The organism is Massilia sp. GCM10023247 (genome assembly GCF_042653325.1).
GTDB lineage: Bacteria > Pseudomonadota > Gammaproteobacteria > Burkholderiales > Burkholderiaceae_D > Telluria.
In genome coordinates this window covers 52935-69811 of record NZ_JBHSIB010000002.1, presented here as the reverse complement: position 1 = coordinate 69811, position 16877 = coordinate 52935, and the positions used below count along the sequence as shown (strand labels likewise).

General features: G+C 63.8%; 15 protein-coding genes. 2 read left to right on the top strand and 13 right to left on the bottom strand.

Annotated elements, in window-relative coordinates:
* Nucleotides 1–10: 10 nt before the first annotated feature.
* Entirely contained in the window at nt 11–307 is a 297-nt protein-coding gene (locus ACFPAH_RS00310) for a hypothetical protein (protein WP_379738893.1), read from the top strand.
* Nucleotides 308–454: 147 nt separating this feature from the next.
* Complete coding sequence (locus tag ACFPAH_RS00305) at nt 455–2458, top strand: MHYT domain-containing protein (protein WP_379738890.1); 2004 nt, start codon at nt 455–457, stop codon at nt 2456–2458.
* A 162-nt stretch (nt 2459–2620) separates the two neighbouring features.
* Here the strand turns inward: ACFPAH_RS00305 and ACFPAH_RS00300 are convergent, their stop codons facing one another.
* The 13 genes from ACFPAH_RS00300 to nudB form a co-directional block, all read right to left on the bottom strand.
* Nucleotides 2621–4009, bottom strand: coding sequence for a GntP family permease (locus ACFPAH_RS00300; protein WP_379738887.1), 1389 nt, complete (start codon nt 4007–4009; stop codon nt 2621–2623).
* 257 nt (nt 4010–4266) lie between these two features.
* Nucleotides 4267–5040 (bottom strand): enoyl-CoA hydratase, encoded by a 774-nt coding sequence (locus tag ACFPAH_RS00295; RefSeq protein ID WP_379738884.1) that lies wholly within the window; start codon nt 5038–5040, stop codon nt 4267–4269.
* Between the two features lie 144 nt (nt 5041–5184).
* Nucleotides 5185–6381: an acetyl-CoA C-acyltransferase gene (locus ACFPAH_RS00290; protein ID WP_379738881.1), complete on the bottom strand. Its 1197-nt coding sequence runs from the start codon at nt 6379–6381 to the stop codon at nt 5185–5187.
* Between the two features lie 16 nt (nt 6382–6397).
* Nucleotides 6398–8794, bottom strand: coding sequence for a 3-hydroxyacyl-CoA dehydrogenase/enoyl-CoA hydratase family protein (locus ACFPAH_RS00285; protein WP_379738878.1), 2397 nt, complete (start codon nt 8792–8794; stop codon nt 6398–6400).
* Between the two features lie 19 nt (nt 8795–8813).
* Nucleotides 8814–10604 carry an acyl-CoA dehydrogenase C-terminal domain-containing protein gene (locus ACFPAH_RS00280; protein WP_379738875.1) on the bottom strand — a complete coding sequence of 597 codons (1791 nt, stop codon included), beginning with the start codon at nt 10602–10604 and terminating at the stop codon, nt 8814–8816.
* 70 nt (nt 10605–10674) lie between these two features.
* On the bottom strand, nt 10675–11286 hold the full coding sequence (locus ACFPAH_RS00275; protein ID WP_379738872.1) for a TetR/AcrR family transcriptional regulator: 612 nt from the start codon (nt 11284–11286) through the stop codon (nt 10675–10677).
* Nucleotides 11287–11600: 314 nt separating this feature from the next.
* A complete protein-coding gene (locus ACFPAH_RS00270; RefSeq protein ID WP_379738869.1) occupies nt 11601–11984 on the bottom strand; it encodes an RNA-binding S4 domain-containing protein in 384 nt (127 codons plus the stop codon).
* A gap of 134 nt (nt 11985–12118) precedes the next feature.
* Nucleotides 12119–13303: a cardiolipin synthase ClsB gene (gene clsB, locus ACFPAH_RS00265; RefSeq protein ID WP_379738866.1), complete on the bottom strand. Its 1185-nt coding sequence runs from the start codon at nt 13301–13303 to the stop codon at nt 12119–12121.
* An 11-nt stretch (nt 13304–13314) separates the two neighbouring features.
* Nucleotides 13315–14130, bottom strand: coding sequence for an endonuclease/exonuclease/phosphatase family protein (locus ACFPAH_RS00260; protein WP_379738863.1), 816 nt, complete (start codon nt 14128–14130; stop codon nt 13315–13317).
* Between the two features lie 98 nt (nt 14131–14228).
* Nucleotides 14229–14429, bottom strand: a complete 201-nt coding sequence (locus tag ACFPAH_RS00255) for a hypothetical protein (protein WP_379738860.1) — start codon at nt 14427–14429, stop codon at nt 14229–14231.
* Nucleotides 14430–15008: 579 nt separating this feature from the next.
* Complete coding sequence (epsC, locus tag ACFPAH_RS00250; RefSeq protein WP_379738857.1) at nt 15009–15926, bottom strand: serine O-acetyltransferase EpsC; 918 nt, start codon at nt 15924–15926, stop codon at nt 15009–15011.
* 73 nt (nt 15927–15999) lie between these two features.
* The gene (locus tag ACFPAH_RS00245; RefSeq protein ID WP_379738854.1) at nt 16000–16350 is read right to left on the bottom strand and encodes a DUF3147 family protein; all 351 of its coding nucleotides are present in this window, start codon (nt 16348–16350) and stop codon (nt 16000–16002) included.
* Complete coding sequence (gene nudB, locus ACFPAH_RS00240; protein ID WP_379738851.1) at nt 16347–16829, bottom strand: dihydroneopterin triphosphate diphosphatase; 483 nt, start codon at nt 16827–16829, stop codon at nt 16347–16349. Before nudB ends, ACFPAH_RS00245 begins: the two co-directional genes overlap by 4 nt.
* Nucleotides 16830–16877: the final 48 nt, after the last annotated feature.

Below are 16877 nucleotides of genomic sequence, written 5' to 3'. Positions count from 1 at the left end.
AGCCGCCCACTTGCGCGGCGCCGTGGCGGCCGGGCGCAACCATTACCAGGTGCGGCTCGACCAGCACGACCAGATCGTGGCCTTCATGGCCACCCTCAACCCGGTCGACCTCGAACGTTTTTCGAGCTTGTACGAAACCGAAGCGGCCGCCGCCCGGGCCGCCGACGCCCAGCGCGACGGTGGCCGCCCGGTATCCGGGCCGCTGGCGATACCGGCCTGGCAGGTGGGCGAACTGCGCATCGCGCCCTGGGCGTTTGCTGCGGCAGGCGTGGTCGCGGCCATGGCGGCCGTCATCCTCAAGCGCTGAGCACGGACTGCGCAACGGTGTTGTAGCGGCGCGCCATTCGGAAATTGCGCCACGGAAATTCCCTGTGAATACGGCGGCGCCCGTGTAGACTGAGCTTTTCGCTCTTCTCTTTCGTTGGCCGGTGCTGCCGGCGATGCTCAATCTGCCATGTCACTTGGACATTACGAACCAACGCTTGTCGTGGTGTCGATCCTGGTCGCGATTTACGCTTCCTATACTGCGCTGAGCCTGGCCGAACGCGTGCGCCATTCGCACGGGCAGGCCACCTACTGGTGGATGGGCTGCGGCGCCTTCGCCATGGGCACCGGCATCTGGGCCATGCATTTCATCGGCATGCAGGCTTTCCGCCTGCCCTTTCCGGTCGGCTACGACGCCGCGATCACCTTCGTCTCCTGGGTGTTACCGGTGCTGGCCTCGCTGCTTGCGATGTCGATGATCAGCCGCCCGACGCCCACTGCCAGCCATTTCGCGATCAGCGCCGTCCTGATGGGTCTGGGCATCAACGCCATGCATTACACCGGCATGGCGGCGATGCGCATGCGTCCCGGCATCGAATACGATCCGCTGCTGTTCGCCGCTTCGGTCGCGATCGCCATCGGCGCCTCGGCCGGCGCGCTGTGGATCGCGTTTTACCTGCGCGACCGGCATGGGCGCGGCAGGCGCACCCAATTGGCTGCGGCCGTCGTGATGGGCTTTGCCATCGTCGGCATGCATTACACCGGCATGGAGGCGGCGCATTTCCAGCCGGGCGCTATCTGTCTCGTCGCCGACGCCGGCATCAGCCAGGACTTGCTCGCTGCGATGGTGACGGTGACCGCCCTGCTGCTGCTGACGATCGCCACCCTGATCGCAGTCTACGATTCGCGCCTGGAAGACCGCTCGCGCATCCTGGCCGCCTCGCTGGCCACCTCGGCCGAGCGCGAAGCCCTCTACCGGCACGAGCAAAAGGCGCGCGTCGAAGCCGAGCGCCTGTCCGACATGAAGGACGAATTCCTCTCCACCCTGTCGCACGAGCTGCGCACGCCGCTCAACGCCATGCTGGGCTGGGCGCAGCTGCTGATGGAGGGCGGCAAGGACGAAAAGATGCTGCGGCGCGGCCTGCAGACGATCGAACGCAATGCGCGCGCACAGGCCCAGCTGATCGAGGACATGCTCGACATGAGCCGCCTGCTCGCCGGCAAGATCCGCATCCAGGTCGACCGCACCTGGCCCTCGGATTTCATCTCCGCCGCCGTGGAAACGGTGCGCCCGAGTGCGATCGCCAAGGGCGTGCGCCTGGAGACGCAAATCGAAAGCCATGCGGGCCCGCTCGCGGCCGACGCCGGCCGCCTGCAGCAGGTGATGACGAATCTGCTGTCGAACGCCATCAAGTTCACGCCGGGCGGCGGCAGTGTACGGATCAGCTCGAAACGCCAGGGCAATGCCATCGTCATCGAAGTGGCCGATACCGGCATCGGCATCAAGCCCGATTTCCTCCCCTTCGTGTTCGATCGCTTCCGCCAGGCCGACGCCTCGTCGACGCGGCAACACGGCGGCCTCGGGCTCGGCCTGTCGATCGCGCAGCAACTGGTCGAACTCCAGGGCGGCCAGCTGGCGGCGGCCAGCGCCGGCGAAAACAAGGGCGCCACCTTTACCATCACCATGCCGCTGCTCGGCGCGACGACTGACGAGGCGCCGGGGCCGGACTGCCTGGTCAAGGCGCACGACCTCGACGCGGTGCGCGCCAGCAGCGGCGCGCTGGCCGGGCTGACGATCCTGGTGGTCGACGACGAGCGCGATTCGCTCGACATCGTCCATTACGTGCTGGCCGACATGGGCGCCACCATCGTCACCGCCGCGACCGCCTATGAGGCCTTGCAAACCATGGACCAGCTCCAGCCGGACCTGATGATCAGCGACATCGGCATGCCGAAGATGGATGGCCTGGAACTGATGCGCCGCGTGCGCGCCTCGGGCAACCCGAAGCTGGCCGGCGTGCGCGCCCTGGCCCTGACCGCGTTCTCGCGCCGCGAAGACCGCCTGCGCTCGCTGGAGGCCGGTTTCGACGAGTACCTGTCCAAGCCGGTGGCGCCAGCCGAACTGGTGCGCGCAGTGCTGACCCTGTGCGACAGCATGCCCGGCAAAACCGCGCCGCAACCCAAGCGCGTCTGAATCGTCAAAAAATTGTCACACTGCAGTCAAACGCACGTCACATTCAGCAGCGAAGATAGCCCTGTTCGCAAGAACACGGCAGCGGCGCTGCCCTACCGGCGCCGGCGGTCGGGAAACATACCGGCACCAATTTCGCATCGATGACAGCCGCCCCTGTCAGGGTCACACCAGCCCGAACAGGTAATAGGCGGCGATGACAAGCAGCACGGCCGAGGTGGCAATCAGCACCGAGACGACGAAGATATCGCGATAGGATTGCTTGTGTGACAGCCCGGTGACGGCAAGCAGCGTGATCACCGCGCCGTTGTGCGGCAGGGTGTCCATGCCGCCGCTGGCCATCGACGCCACCCGGTGCAGCACTTCCATCGGAATGCCGGCGCCATTGGCGGCAGTGATGAAGGTATCGGCCATCGCGGCCAGGGCAATACTCATCCCGCCGGACGCCGAACCGGTGATGCCCGCCAACACGCTGACGCTGACCGCTTCGTTCACCAGCGGATTCGGGATGCGTTCCAGCAGGCCGGTGACGGCCGTGAATCCCGGCAGCGCGGCGATGACGCCCCCGAACCCGTATTCGGATGCGGTGTTGAGCGAGGCGAGCAGCGCGCCGCCCACGGCGCTGGTGGACCCTTCGGCGAAGCGTGCGGACACCGGTTTGAACGCGAACAGCAGGACCCAGAGTATGCCCGCGAGCAACGCCCCTTCGACCGCCCAGATCGCCACCATGGGGGTGACCTGCACCGTCAGCGGCTTGCCGGACACGCTGATCGTGACGGCATTGCCGAAGTACTCGGGAATGAGCCGCGTGAACAGCCAGTTCAGCCCACCGACGACGAACAAGGGAGACACCGCCAGCAAGGGATGGGGCAGGCCGGCGCTGTCGAGTGCTTCCGGCTCGTTGCGGTGACCGCTCCCGTAGCCCTCCCCGGCCTTCGCGGCCTGGCGCCGCCGCGCTTCCAGGTAAGTGATGCCGACAACTACAATGAACGCCGAGCCCAGCAATCCCAGGACGGGGGCGGCCCAGGTCGTGGTGCCGAAGAAGGTGGTCGGGATGATGTTCTGGATCTGCGGCGAGCCCGGCATGGCCGCCATGGTGAAGGTGAAGGCGCCCAGCGCGATCGTTGCCGGGATCAGCCGTTTCGGAATATCGCCCTGCCTGAACATCTCGGCCGCGAACGGATACACGGCGAACACGACGACGAACAAGGACACCCCGCCATAGGTCAGCAACGCACACACGAGGACGATCGACAGGATCGCACGCTGCTTGCCGACCAGGCCGATCACGGCGCCGACGATGGCCTTGGAAAAGCCGGACAGCTCGATGACCTTGCCGAAGATGGCGCCCAGCACGAAGACCGGGAAATACAGCTTGACGAAGGCGACCAGCTTTTCCATGAACACGCCGCTGAACATCGGCAAGACGGCAGAGGGATCGGTCAGCAATACCCCGAGCAGCGCGCACAGCGGGGCAAACAGGATCACGCTGTAGCCGCGATAGGCTGCGAACATGAGTAGCAACAGTGCAGAGAGCACGATCAGGACATCCAACACAAGCTCCTTCAGACGGAAATGCGCAAGGGCAACCTGGACAGTATAGCCGAGGCCGCATTATTGCCTAAAATGTATCGTTCTTGAGCAATTTCGCCGTTGGACAACGGCGCCGCACTAGCAGCGGGGGCAAGGGCGGCGGCGAGCGCCGAGGGCAGTGTCGTGATCGGGGAAGGAAAACTCGGGACCCGCACTCACCAGGTCCGCAGGCAGAGGCGGCGCTGCCCGGTCTCCGGAGCGCCTCCTTCTTGTTGTGCTTAATCGAACTTCGAAAAGTCCGGCTTCCTCTTCTGGAAGAAGGCCGTGAACGCTTCCTTCGCCTCGGCACCGGTCAGCATGGCGCTGAACTGCTTATTCTCGACGGTGATCGTCTCGGCGACGATGGCGGCGCGCGGGCGGCGCATCAGGGCCTTGGTGGCGCGGATCGAGGCGGCCGGCAGGGCGACCAGCTTGGCGGCCTGCGCTTGTGCGAAGGGCAGCAGTTCGGCGGCCGGCAGCACGCGGGCGACGATGCCCATCTGGAGCGCTTCCTGGGCCAGGAAGGCTTCGCCCAGCATCAGCTTCTCGGCGGCGCGGGTGTAGCCGGCCGTTTGCGCCACCAGCAGCGAGGAGGCGAATTCCGGGCACAGGCCGAGCTGGGTGAAGGGCATCGAGAATTTGGCATTGTCGGCGGCATACACGAGGTCGCAGTGCATCAGCATGGTGGTGCCGATGCCGACCGCGGCGCCGGCCACGGCGGCGACCACCGGCTTGGTGCAGCCCTCGAGGGCGCGCATGAACTGGAAGACCGGGCGGTCTTCGGTCATGGCGCCTTCGCCGACGTTGTTCAGGAAGTCGTCAAGGTCGTTGCCCGCCGTGTAAATCTCGGGTTTGCCGGTGAACAGGACGGCGCGCACTTGCGGGTCCTGCTCGGCGTCGAGCAGGGCTTCGGTCATGCTGGTGTACATGGCGCCGGTGATGGCGTTCTTGCGCTCGACGCGGTCGAATTCGATGGTGAGGATGCCGTTGGATTTGTTGACGAGGATGCTCATTCGGTTCTGTCTCCAGGGTGTTTTGGACGCACGAAAGACCGCGTGGGCACAAGTGCCCACCCTACCTAGGGTCGGCATTCATGCCCACGCGGCGATACGTGCAGGCCGCATCAACGCACAGGTCGACACGGCCACGATCGACAATTAAACGCGCTCGATGATACCAGCCGCGCCCATGCCGGCGCCGACGCACATCGTCACCATGCCGTACTTCAGGTTGTTGCGGCGCAGTGCGTGCACCACGGTCGCGGCGCGGATCGCGCCGGTGGCGCCCAGCGGGTGGCCCAGCGCAATCGCGCCGCCCATCGGGTTGACCTTCGAGGTGTCGAGGTCGAGGTCGCGGATCACGGCCAGCGCCTGGGCGGCGAAGGCTTCGTTCAGCTCGATCCAGTCCAGCTGGTCCTGGGTGATGCCGGCGGCGGCCAGCGCCACGGGAATCGCTGCCTTCGGTCCGATGCCCATGATTTCCGGCGGCACGCCGCGCACCGCGAACGAGGAGAATTTCGCCAGCGGGGTCAGGTTGTGCTCGCGCAGGATCTTTTCGCTGACAACGATCAGGGCGCCGGCGCCGTCCGACATCTGCGACGAGGTCGCGGCGGTGACGCTGCCCTTGGCGGCGAACACCGGTTTCAGCTTGGCCATCGATTCGAGCGAGGCGTCGGCGCGCGGGCCTTCGTCCATGTCGACCGTGCGGCGCTTGACCGAAATCTCGCCGGTCGCCAGGTTCGGCGTGCGGGTGATGATTTCGACCGGGGTGATCTCGTCCTTGAAGTAGCCTGCCTGCTGGGCGGCGATGGCGCGGCGGTGCGATTCCAGGCCGAAGGCGTCCTGGTCTTCACGCGACACCTTCCACTGGGCCGCGACCTTCTCGGCGGTCAGGCCCATGCCGTAGGCCAGGCCCACGTTCTCGTCCTTGAAGGTCTCCATGTTGATCGACGGGTGGTGGCCCATCATCGGCACCATCGACATCGATTCGACGCCGCCGGCGATCATGACGTCGGCTTCGCCGACGCGGATGCGGTCCGCGGCCATGGCCAGCGCCGTGATGCCCGAGGCGCAGTAGCGGTTGACGGTCACGCCGCCGACCGTGTTCGGCAGGCCGGCCAGCACCACCGAGTTACGGGCAATATTAAAACCCTGCTCGGCTTCCGGGAACGAGCAGCCGACGATGGCGTCGACGATCAGGGCCGGGTCCAGGTTCGGCACGGCGGCCATGGCGCCGCGGATCGCGTGCACCAGCAGGTCGTCCGGGCGGGTCGTTTTGAACATGCCGCGCGGCGCCTTACCGATAGGGGTGCGGGTCGCTGCGACGATGTATGCGTCTTGAAGTTGTTTGCTCATGTCAGTCGTCCTGTAATTAATTCCGCACTGGCTTGCCGGTCTGCATCATGCCCATGATCCGCTCTTGCGTCTTCGGGTTGTTCAGCAGTTCGATGAAGGCTTTACGTTCCATGTCGAGCAGCCACTGCTCGGACACGACGCTGCCCTGGTCGATGTCGCCGCCGGTCACGATCTCGGCGATCATGTCGCCCAGCTTGTAGTCGTGGGCCGAGATGAAGCCGCCGTCGCGCATGTTGACCAGCTGGCCGCGGATCGTCGCCCAGCCGTAGCGGCCGGTGACGGTCACCGGGCGCTGCAGCGGCGCGCGGTAGCCGGCGTCGAACATCGCGCGCGCAGTGACCTTCGCCACGTGCAGCAGCTCATACGCGTTGAAGACGATGATGTCGTCCTCCTTCAGGTAGCCCATCGCCTTCGCTTCCAGCGCCGACTTCGACACTTGCGCGGTGGCGGCATTCGTGAAACCGGTCTTCAGGAATTGCAGGATGTCGTTGCCCTTGGCTTCCGTGAAGGCGCGCACTGCCGCTTCCTTCAGGCCGCCGCCGGCCGGCACCAGGCCGACGCCCACTTCGACCAGGCCGATATACGACTCGATCGCAGCGACGCGCTTCGAGGAGTGCAGCGCCAGTTCGCAGCCGCCGCCCAGCGCCAGGCCGGCAACGGCAGCGACCACAGGCACGTTCGAATACTTCATCTGCATGAAGGTATCCTGCAGTTCCTTGACGATCGGCTCCATCGCTTTCGCGCCGCCGGCCATGAAGGCCGGCAGGGCCGACTGCAGGTCGGCGCCGGCCGAGAAGGCGCCGCCTTCGGTGGCGTCGCTATGCCAGATCACCAGGCCCTTGTAGCCCTTTTCGGCTTCCGCCAGGCCGCGCTTCAGGCCCTGGATGACGCCGTCGCCGATCACGTGCATCTTGGTCTTGAACGAGATGATCAACACCTCGTCGCCGGTGTGCCAGAGGCGCACCGAATCATCCTCGAACACGGTGGTGCCGGCGGTCTTGGCGTCGGTGACGCCGGCGCCGAGCACCGGTGCGCGGAAGGCCTGGCGCTCATACACAGCCAGGTTCGAACGCGGCACGTAGCTGTTCGAGGCGGCCGAGTAGGAACCCTCGGGGGTGTGCACGCCCTTCTCCGCCACTTGTCCTTCGAACACCCAGCTTGGCAGCGGCGCATCGGTCAGCGCCTTGCCGGCCTCGATGTCTTCCTTCACCCACTGTGCGATCTGGGTCCAGCCCGCGGTCTGCCAGGTCTCGAACGGGCCGACGCTCCAGCCGAAGCCCCAGCGCATGGCGAAGTCGATGTCGCGCGCGTTGTCGGCGATGGTGTCCAGGTGAATCGCGATGTAGTGGAAGGCGTCGCGGAAGATCGCCCACAGGAACTGCGCCTGCGGGTTGGTCGACTCGCGCATGGCCTTGAACTTCTTGACCGGGTCTTTCTCTTTGAGGATGCGCGCGACGATGTCGGCTGCCTTGGCGCCGCCGGCGACGTATTCGCCGGTGGCAAAATCCAGGCGCTGGATCTCCTTGCCGACCTTTTTATAGAAGCCGGCGCCGGTCTTCTGGCCCAGCGCGCCCTTCTCGATCAGTTTCGACAGGACTTCAGGCGTCTTGTACACGCTGAAGAACGGGTCGTCGGCCAGGTTGTCCTGCATCGTCTTGATGACGTGGCCCATGGTGTCCAGGCCGACGACGTCCGCGGTGCGGAAGGTGCCCGACTTGGCGCGGCCCAGTTTTGCGCCGGTCAGGTCGTCGACCACGTCCACCGACAGGCCGAATTTTTCGGCCTCAACGATGGTGGCCAGCATGCCGAAGATGCCGACACGGTTGGCGATGAAGTTCGGCGTGTCTTTCGCGCGCACCACGCCTTTACCGAGCACCGAGGTCAGGAAGGTCTCGAGCTGGTCGAGGATTTCCGGATTGGTCGAGGTGGTCGGGATCAGCTCGACCAGGTGCATGTAGCGCGGCGGGTTGAAGAAGTGCACGCCGCAGAAGCGCGCCTTCAGCTCGTCGCCGAAACCTTCGGCCAGCTTGTTGATCGACAGGCCCGAGGTGTTCGAGGCGAAGATGGCGTTTGCGCCGATGTGCGGGGCGACCTTCTTGTACAGGTCGTGCTTCCAGTCCATGCGCTCGGCGATCGCTTCGATGATCAGGTCGCAACCAGCGAGCACGTCGAGGTTGTCCTCGTAGTTGGCCACTTCGATCAGGCTTGCATCGTCCTTGTTGCCCAGCGGAGCCGGCGACAATTTTTTCAGGTTTTCGATGGCGCGCAGGACGATGCCGTTCTTTGGTCCTTCCTTCGCCGGCAGGTCGAACAGGACGACAGGCACCTTGGCGTTGACGCAGTGGGCCGCGATCTGCGCGCCCATCACGCCCGCGCCCAGGACGGCGACTTTCTTGACGGTGAAATTGGTCATGGTTGATTTCCTCTCGTTCTTAGAACAGGTCGGCGTCGAGCGCCAGCAGGTTGTTCGCGCCCGAACGTGCCTGGCGGATCAGCATCGCGGTTTCCGGGTACAGGCGGGCAAAGTAGAAGCGCGCGGTGGCCAGCTTGGCTTCGTAGAAGCGGTCGCCCGAATCTTTCTTGGCCAATGCGATCTTCGCCATCTGCGCGAAGAAGTAGGAGAACACCATGTGGCCGACGACGCGCAGGTAAGGCACGGCAGCGGCGCCCACTTCGTCCTGGTTGGTAAAGGCCTTCATGCCGATTTCCATGGTCAGCTTGCCGACCTTGTCGCCCAGCTCGCCCAACGGGGTCACGAATTCGGACATCGATTCATCCAGGCCGTTCTCTTCGACGAAGGCTTTGATCTTCTCGCCAAAGGCGCGCAGCTTGGCGCCGTTGTCCATCAGGATCTTGCGGCCCAGCAGGTCGAGCGACTGGATGGTGTTGGTGCCTTCGTAGATCATGTTGATGCGCGCGTCACGGACGTACTGCTCCATGCCCCACTCGCTGATGTAGCCATGGCCGCCGTAGACCTGCATCGCTTCCGAGGTCGCGATCCAGCCGTTGTCGGTAATGAAGGCTTTCACGATTGGCGTGAGCAGCGCGACTTCGCCGGCGGCTTCCTTGCGCACTTCTTCGTCCGGGTGGTTCAGTTCGCGGTCGATCTGCAGCGCGACATACGAGCACACGGCGCGCGCGCCTTCGGCGTAAGCCTTGGCCGTCAACAGCATGCGCCGCACGTCCGGATGCACGATGATCGGGTCGGCTGGTTTCTCAGGCGCCTTCGGGCCCGACAGCGAACGCATCTGGATGCGGTCTTTCGCGTAGACCAGCGCGTTCTGGTAAGCCACTTCGGTCAGGCCGAGCGACTGCATGCCGACGCCCAGGCGGGCGGCGTTCATGAACACGAACATCGCGTTCAGGCCTTTATGGGGCTGGCCGATCAGGGTACCGACCGCGCCGTCCAGGTTCATCTGGCAGGTGGCGTTGCCGTGGATGCCCATCTTTTCTTCGATGGCGCCGCAGAAGATCGGGTTGCGTTCGCCCAGCGAGCCGTCCGCGTTCGGCAGGAACTTCGGCACCAGGAACAGCGAGATGCCCTTCGAGCCTTCCGGTGCGTCCGGCAGGCGCGCCAGCACCAGGTGAATGATGTTTTCGGCGACATCGTGCTCGCCGGCCGAGATGAAGATCTTCGAGCCGGTGATTTTATAGGTGCCGTCCGCCTGCGGCTCGGCCTTCGAGCGCAAGAGGCCGAGGTCGGTGCCGCAATGCGCTTCGGTCAGGCACATGGTGCCGGTCCACTCGCCCGAGACCAGCTTCGGCAGGTAGAACTTCTTCTGCTCGTCGGTGCCGTGTTCCTTCAGGCACTCGTAGGCGCCGTGCGACAGGCCCGGGTACATGGTCCAGGCCTGGTTGGCCGAGTTCAGCATTTCGTAGAAAGAGTTATTCAAGGAAACCGGCAGGCCCTGGCCGCCGTATTCCGGATCGCAAGCCAGTGCCGCCCAGCCGCCTTCGACGTACTGTTGATAGGCTTCCTTGAAACCCTTCGGGGTCGTCACGGTCTTGGTGGCGGCATCGTAATGGCAGCCTTCGCGGTCGCCGGAGTGGTTCAGCGGGAACAGCACTTCCTGCGTGAATTTCGCGCCCTCTTCCAGCACCTGGTTGATGATGTCGGCGTCGATTTCCTGGTATGCAGGCAGATTCTTGAACTCTTCGGTGACGTTGAGGAATTCGTGCAGTACAAACTGCATATCCCGAATTGGCGCGACGTACTGACCCATGGTTTTCTCCTGACGAAGGTAAGGTATGTTGAAACTGGTTGAAACGATCTGAGACTGCGCGAGCGGGCGCTTAGCCTGCCTGACTGCCTTGTTGGGGATTACGGTAATTCTCGATCAGCCGCGCGAAGCCGCGGTTGGCGCGGTCGACGGCGCCGGGAGTCCGCAGGAAACGTGCGTCGTGGTGCAGGGCCAGGATCAGCCCGTAGCATTCGTACACCAGTTGCTGGGGGTCGGTATCACCCTGCAGGTGGCCGCAGTCGATGGTCTGCTGCACGCAACGCAGCAAGGCCTCGCGCCAGGCGCGCACCATGGCCACCAGCGCTTCGCGGATCGGCCCCGGCCGGTCATCGTACTCCACGGCGCCGCTAATATAAATACAACCGGACGCGATTTCGACCGATACCCGCTTGACCCAGCGCCCAAACATCGATTCCAGGCGCGGCAAGCCGCGTGGCTCCTTGACGCTGGGATAAAACACTTCCTGCTCGAAACGGTGGTGGTAGAGCTTCAGCACTTCCATCTGCAAGTCTTCGCGCGAGCCGAAGTGCGCGAACACGCCAGATTTGCTCATGCTCATGCGATCGGCCAGCAAGCCGATGGTCAGGCCTTCGAGGCCGTTACGGCTGGCCAGCTCGAGCGCGACATCGAGAATCGCGGCCCGCGTCTGCTCGCCCTTGCGCATGAATTTGGCTGAAGTATTGATGACTGTCCCCCGCGTGAATCGAAAAATCCGAACGCTCGTACTATTATCCATCGGCCGTGGAATGTCAAACGGGAACTTAGAGGTGGGGTTCTACTGGCGCGCTGGGAAGGCTACGCGGATGTGCGTGAGCTGGTTGAACGCGTGGGCGGGAGACCCGCCCACCCTACGGCCTCCGATAAACGCTAACGCGTCGTAGGGTGTGCGGCTATACCCGACGGCCTGCATTCACGCGGCCTCAACGCCGCGCACGCGTTCAACCAGCGCAAGCGCAGCCGCGATGCATCAAGGCCGCCCTACTCTCCACCCGCCCGCGATATCGCCCGCCGATCCCGCTTGGTCGGCCGCCCTTTGATGCTGCTGCCCGGCTCCGGAAACAGCCGCCTCGCCTCCGAATCGTTCTCGCGCCGCTGGATGCTCTCGTCGGTCTCCCGGTACAGCGCGCGCGCAATCGGCGCCGCGCCGCGCTTGTCGGAAATGCCGAGCACGACGACCTCCCAGCGGTCGGAACCGTTATCGATGAAAATCTTGTCGTTGAGCTTCACGACGCGCGCCGGCTTGACCGGCTCGCCCGCGATGCGCACCCGCCCGCGGTCGACCGCGTCGGCCGCCATCGAACGGGTTTTAAAGAAGCGCGCGGCCCATAGCCACTTGTCGATGCGTACGTTGTTGTCTTCCATGCTTGTCTTTCTGTTCAATGGGTTCGAGAAACCGTAGCGAGCGGAAGAAATTTTGGTCGAGAAGCGCAGCTGTACTTAAGTACAGCGAGCATCGCAGACCAAAAGTTCGACGCGCAGTAGGTTTATCGAACCCATTATGCGTAGCCAATTGCAAATATACGCATCGTCAATTTGTAGAGAAGGTAAGCCACTTCATACGAAGCGCGGCGTATCCATCCCATGCCCTCGAAGTCCTCCGGACGCACGACGACGCCGTCGGCGATGCCTCGCATGATATGGGTACGAACTTCGCGTGCAAAAGCGGCATTTCTGACGACAATATTGGCTTCCTGGTTCAGGAACAGCGACAGCCCGTCGCAATTGCTCGATCCGACCGTGGCCCAGTCGTTGTCGACCACGGCGACTTTCGCGTGCAACTGGGTCTTGCGGTATTCGACGACGTGGATGCCGGCTGCCAGCAGTTTCGGATAAAACGAGCGCGCCACGGCGTCCTGCATGCGGAATTCGCCGACACCGATCAGGAGCGTCACCTCGACACCGCGTTGGGCAGCTTGTGCCAGGGCATCGCGGAACTTGCGGCCAGGCGCGAAATAGGGATTAGCCAGCAGCACGCTTTTCCTGGCCTGGCCGATGGCTTGCAGGTAGGCACGCTGGATGGTTCTCCGGTTGCGCAGGTTGTCGCGCACGACAAAGGCGGCGCGCATCGGCCGCGCGCCCTCGCCCGGCGCCTGGCGCAGCGTTTCGCGCCGCAGTTCGCGGCGGGTCTCGCGGAACAATTCCATCCGGTGCCTCAGCTTGAGGTGCCCGGCGCGCATCCATTGGGCCTGGGCCTCGAAATGGATCTGCGCCACCAGCGGCCCCTGCACGCGCACCGCGAAGTCCCAGCGCGGTGCCGGCAGGGAACGCTCGGGGTCGTAGTCGCAGAGCATGTCGTCATTCGTATTGATGCCGCCGACAAAGGCGGTTTCGCCGTCGACGACGGTGATCTTGCGATGGGTGCGCGCGATGCCGCGCCGGAACCAGGGATTGAACACCCGGTACTGCACGCCGGCCTCGGCAAACGCGTCGGCGCGGCGGCAACAAACCCGGTGCCCGGTGCCGAACCAGTCGACCAGCACCCGCACCTTGACGCCACGGCGAGCGGCACGGATCAGCGCCGCCTCGATCCCTTGCGCGACCGTGTCCTCGGCAAAGATATAGGTTTCGAACAGGATGTCGTGCTGCGCGGCGTCGATCGCCTCGAGCATCGCCGGGAACAATTCCTGCCCGGTTTCAAGCAGGATGACATCGTTGTTCGCCACATAGGTCACGCTGCGCATGCTGATGCCAACTACGAGGCCAGCTGCAGTTCGGCGACGATCGGCGCGTGGTCGGACAGTTTGGCCCACATGGCGCCGGCCATCACCTGTGCATTGTCGATCTTGAATCCGCGCACATAGATGCGGTCGAGCCGGAACCAGGGCAAGGCGGCCGGGAAGGTGCGCGCCGGTGCCAGCCGCGGCGTCCGTCCCGCCCAGCTGCGCACCATGTCGCCCAGCGGCGATTTCGGCCCCAGCTCGTCGAACACCTCGGTCACCCCCAGCGCCTGGCGCAAGCGGTCGCTCAGGGTATTGCGCCAGTCGTTGAAGTCGCCGGCAATGATCACCGGCTCGTTGTTCGGGGCCGAATGCTGCACGGCCTCGATCAACTGCAGCGTCTGGCGCCCGCGTCCGCCTTCGAACAGGCCGAGGTGGACCACATAACAGTGGACCTTGCCCGCCGGCGTTTCGAGCACGCAGTGCAGGATGCCGCGCTGTTCATAGGCGTGGTCGGAAACGTCGTGGTTATGGCTGTTTTCGATTGGAAAACTGCTGAGCAGGGCGTTGCCGTGATGGCCGTGGTCATAGACCGCATTCATGCCATAGGCAGAATGGTGCGAGTCGCCGGCGAAGTAATCGTATTGTGCGGTTTCGGGCCAGACCCGTTGTTCCCGCTTGTGGTTGCCGTAGCGTGCCTGGTGGCGATCGTGCCGCCCCTGCACTTCCTGCAGGAACACGATATCGGCGTTGAATTCGGAAATCGCCTTTTTCAGTGCCAGCACCCGTGGGGTACTACGCAACGACGAGACGCCCTTGTGAATATTGTAGGTTGCGACACGAATCTTCATGGGAACATTCTAACCCCATCAGTCCGTGTTCTTTTTCATAACTTCCAATCGTGCGAACACGGGGCGCAGTCTCTGGGTACCGCTACCCCGTGTGCAGATCATTCAAACGCAGGCGCTGCTTCCCAATGCTGGCGGAGCGCTGCGTTGCGGGGCGCTGCCAGCTGCTCCGCTTCGGATAACGGCACGGCGATCAAGCGCGGGCCGCTCAGGCGTAACCCGCACTGCAGGTCGATGTAAAAACACTCATCGTCCACGCTGACTGCTTTGACCTTCTCGTGCTTCGTTTCGAATTGTTCCATGTGCGTTCTCCCAGAATCCGTTTGGTTGGACTTTTCTGTTGCAGTTCAAAAACTCGCTCAAGCGAGATACCGACGATATTCGACCCGTTTCCAATTGTCAAACGCCGATTCTATTGTGCTCTAACTAACATAGCGAATTTCCTATCGGTATTTTTCCTACAGGAACATGTTTCAAGATGTAAGAAAGAAAGTTTCCTTACATAATTTGTTTAAGCAAGGGGCGTAATTGTATCAATTTGTATGCATGTTAGTCGGGTTTTCCCGACTGTCTGACGATCTTTCACTAGGTAAAGCACCACTTTCAGTTTCGAATGTGCACCTTTTGGTTTTCTTTATAGATACTTTTTGTACGATTTGAAGCTGAGGGCTTGTAGGACTATTTGAAGTCGGGTGTTGTATTTACACCTACAAGCAAATAAATCTTGACTTTTATAAGCGCGACCGCTTGTCATTGAATCAAGGGAATTAAGCGGGTCGATAGCGGGACAATCGTCGCTTTGCGCGTGCAGCGGCGCAGCACGCAGAGCAGCGCGCTGTCAGAAAAGCATCGTGCTGCCAGCCCGGGCAGGACTCCCGGGCTCAGGCGTTACGCATTTGCGCTTGCGTGACGTTGCTGCCCGGCGCGACGCTCTGCGTCAGCCAGACGTTGCCGCCGATGGTCGAGCCGGCACCGACCGTGATGCGCCCGAGGACGGTCGCGCCGGCATAAATCACGACATCGTCCTCGACGATCGGGTGGCGCGGCGCGCCTTTCACGAGTGCCCCGCTGGCGTCGGTCGGGAAGCGGCGGGCCCCGAGCGTCACTGCCTGGTACAGGCGCACGCGTTGGCCGATGATCGCGGTTTCGCCGATCACGACGCCGGTACCGTGGTCGATGAAGAAGCTGGCCCCGATCTGCGCGCCCGGGTGGATGTCGATCCCGGTCAGGGTATGGGCGATGTCGGCCGCGAGACGGGCCAGGAAAGGCGTGCCGAGCCGGTGCAGGCAGTGCGCCAGCCGGTGATACAGCACGGCAATGGTGCCCGGGTAGCACAGCATGATTTCGGCTACCGAGCTGGCCGCCGGATCGCCCGCCAGCGCAGCATGCACGTCGGACACCAGCAGGGCGCGGATCGCGGGCAGCTGGCCGGCGAACGAACGGGTGATGCCGCGCGCCTGTTCGGCCAATTCGGCGTCGGCCGCGTCTTCCAGGCCGGGATTGAAGCGCAGCGCGCGCTTGACCTGCCCGCACAGGAGGTCCAGCGCGACGTTGAGCGTGTCGCCGACGAAATAATCGATGCTTTCGTCGTTCAGGTCCGGGCGTCCATAGTGCGTCGGAAACAGCGCTGCCGAGACGCCTTCGATCACCTGTTGGAGCACGGCGCGCGAGGGCAGCTCGCGCACGCGCCCCTGGTGGCGGATGTTGTGGGTCGATTCGCGCGAGGTGCGCAGCGCGTCGATGATGGGGCCGAGGTCCCAGTGGCGGGAGACGGCCGGGTCCGTGTGATGATTGTCCATTTGACCAGACTACTCCAGGGGCAGGATCAGACGAACGATTTTAATCACACTTCCAGCGCTGCGCAGGGACCGCTTACAGCAGTGCGATGCCGAAGCGTTTTACGACCAGTGCAAACAGGCCGAAACACACCACCGTCAGCACGGTGCAGGCGCCCAGCGTCCACCAGAACCCGAACCGCTGCAGCAGCCAGGGAAAGGCCAGGAACATCGGCAGGGTCGGCACGACATACCAGAAGGTGTACCAGGCGTGGTTGGCCAGCTTCGTTTCCGGCTGGTTTTCCAGGTGCAGCCAGACCAGGGTCAGCAAGGTCACCATCGGCAGCGCCGCGACGAAGCCGCCGAAGCGGTCGCTGCGCTTGGCGACCTCGGACACGAGCACCACGACCGCTGCCGTGACCAGGTATTTAGTGATGAGCCACTTCATGGTTTCGGGACCGGGGAGTTGCCGGCCGCGCCCTGCCCCGCATGCCGCGGCAACTGCAGGACCGCCTCGGCGTTCGAGGACGAGAAGCAGCGGTCGGCCGCCTCCAGCAGCGGCAGCCAGGCGTAGCGCAGGTGCTCGCGCGGGCTGAGCACGATGGGAATATCGCGCGGCACGCAGACCGAGAACACGTGTTCGGTGTTGTGGGTCACGCCGGGCGCGTAGCGGTGGCGCCAGGTGGGGTAGATCTCGTAGATGTTCGAGAGCTGCCAGTCGATCAGGCGGATGCGCTCGCCGTCGGCCACGATCCCGGTCTCCTCGAACAGTTCGCGCGCCGCCGTTTCCAGCAGGGGCTCATCCGGCGCGTCGAGCGAGCCGGTGACGGACTGCCAGAAGCCGGGCCGGTCGGCGCGCTCGATCAGCAGCACGTCCAGCTCCACCGTGTGGATGACGACGAGGACCGATTCAGGAATCTTGTACACGCTGGGCTTCTCCAGGGAACCGCAAATAAAAAGGGCTGGAGCTCGCTT

Excerpts from the sequence above, each read along its gene's own strand:
- epsC (WP_379738857.1), bottom strand. The coding sequence starts at position 15,926 with ATGGACAATCATCACACGGACCCGGCCGTCTCCCGCCACTGGGACCTC.
- ACFPAH_RS00295 (WP_379738884.1), bottom strand. The coding sequence starts at position 5,040 with ATGAGCATCCTCGTCAACAAATCCAACGGCATCCTCACCATCGAATTC.
- ACFPAH_RS00305 (WP_379738890.1), top strand. The coding sequence starts at position 455 with ATGTCACTTGGACATTACGAACCAACGCTTGTCGTGGTGTCGATCCTG.
- ACFPAH_RS00270 (WP_379738869.1), bottom strand. The coding sequence starts at position 11,984 with ATGGAAGACAACAACGTACGCATCGACAAGTGGCTATGGGCCGCGCGC.
- ACFPAH_RS00290 (WP_379738881.1), bottom strand. The coding sequence starts at position 6,381 with ATGAGCAAACAACTTCAAGACGCATACATCGTCGCAGCGACCCGCACC.
- ACFPAH_RS00275 (WP_379738872.1), bottom strand. The coding sequence starts at position 11,286 with ATGCGCAAGGGCGAGCAGACGCGGGCCGCGATTCTCGATGTCGCGCTC.
- ACFPAH_RS00245 (WP_379738854.1), bottom strand. The coding sequence starts at position 16,350 with ATGAAGTGGCTCATCACTAAATACCTGGTCACGGCAGCGGTCGTGGTG.
- ACFPAH_RS00280 (WP_379738875.1), bottom strand. The coding sequence starts at position 10,604 with ATGGGTCAGTACGTCGCGCCAATTCGGGATATGCAGTTTGTACTGCAC.
- ACFPAH_RS00260 (WP_379738863.1), bottom strand. The coding sequence starts at position 14,130 with ATGAAGATTCGTGTCGCAACCTACAATATTCACAAGGGCGTCTCGTCG.
- ACFPAH_RS00255 (WP_379738860.1), bottom strand. The coding sequence starts at position 14,429 with ATGGAACAATTCGAAACGAAGCACGAGAAGGTCAAAGCAGTCAGCGTG.
- clsB (WP_379738866.1), bottom strand. The coding sequence starts at position 13,303 with ATGCGCAGCGTGACCTATGTGGCGAACAACGATGTCATCCTGCTTGAA.
- ACFPAH_RS00285 (WP_379738878.1), bottom strand. The coding sequence starts at position 8,794 with ATGACCAATTTCACCGTCAAGAAAGTCGCCGTCCTGGGCGCGGGCGTG.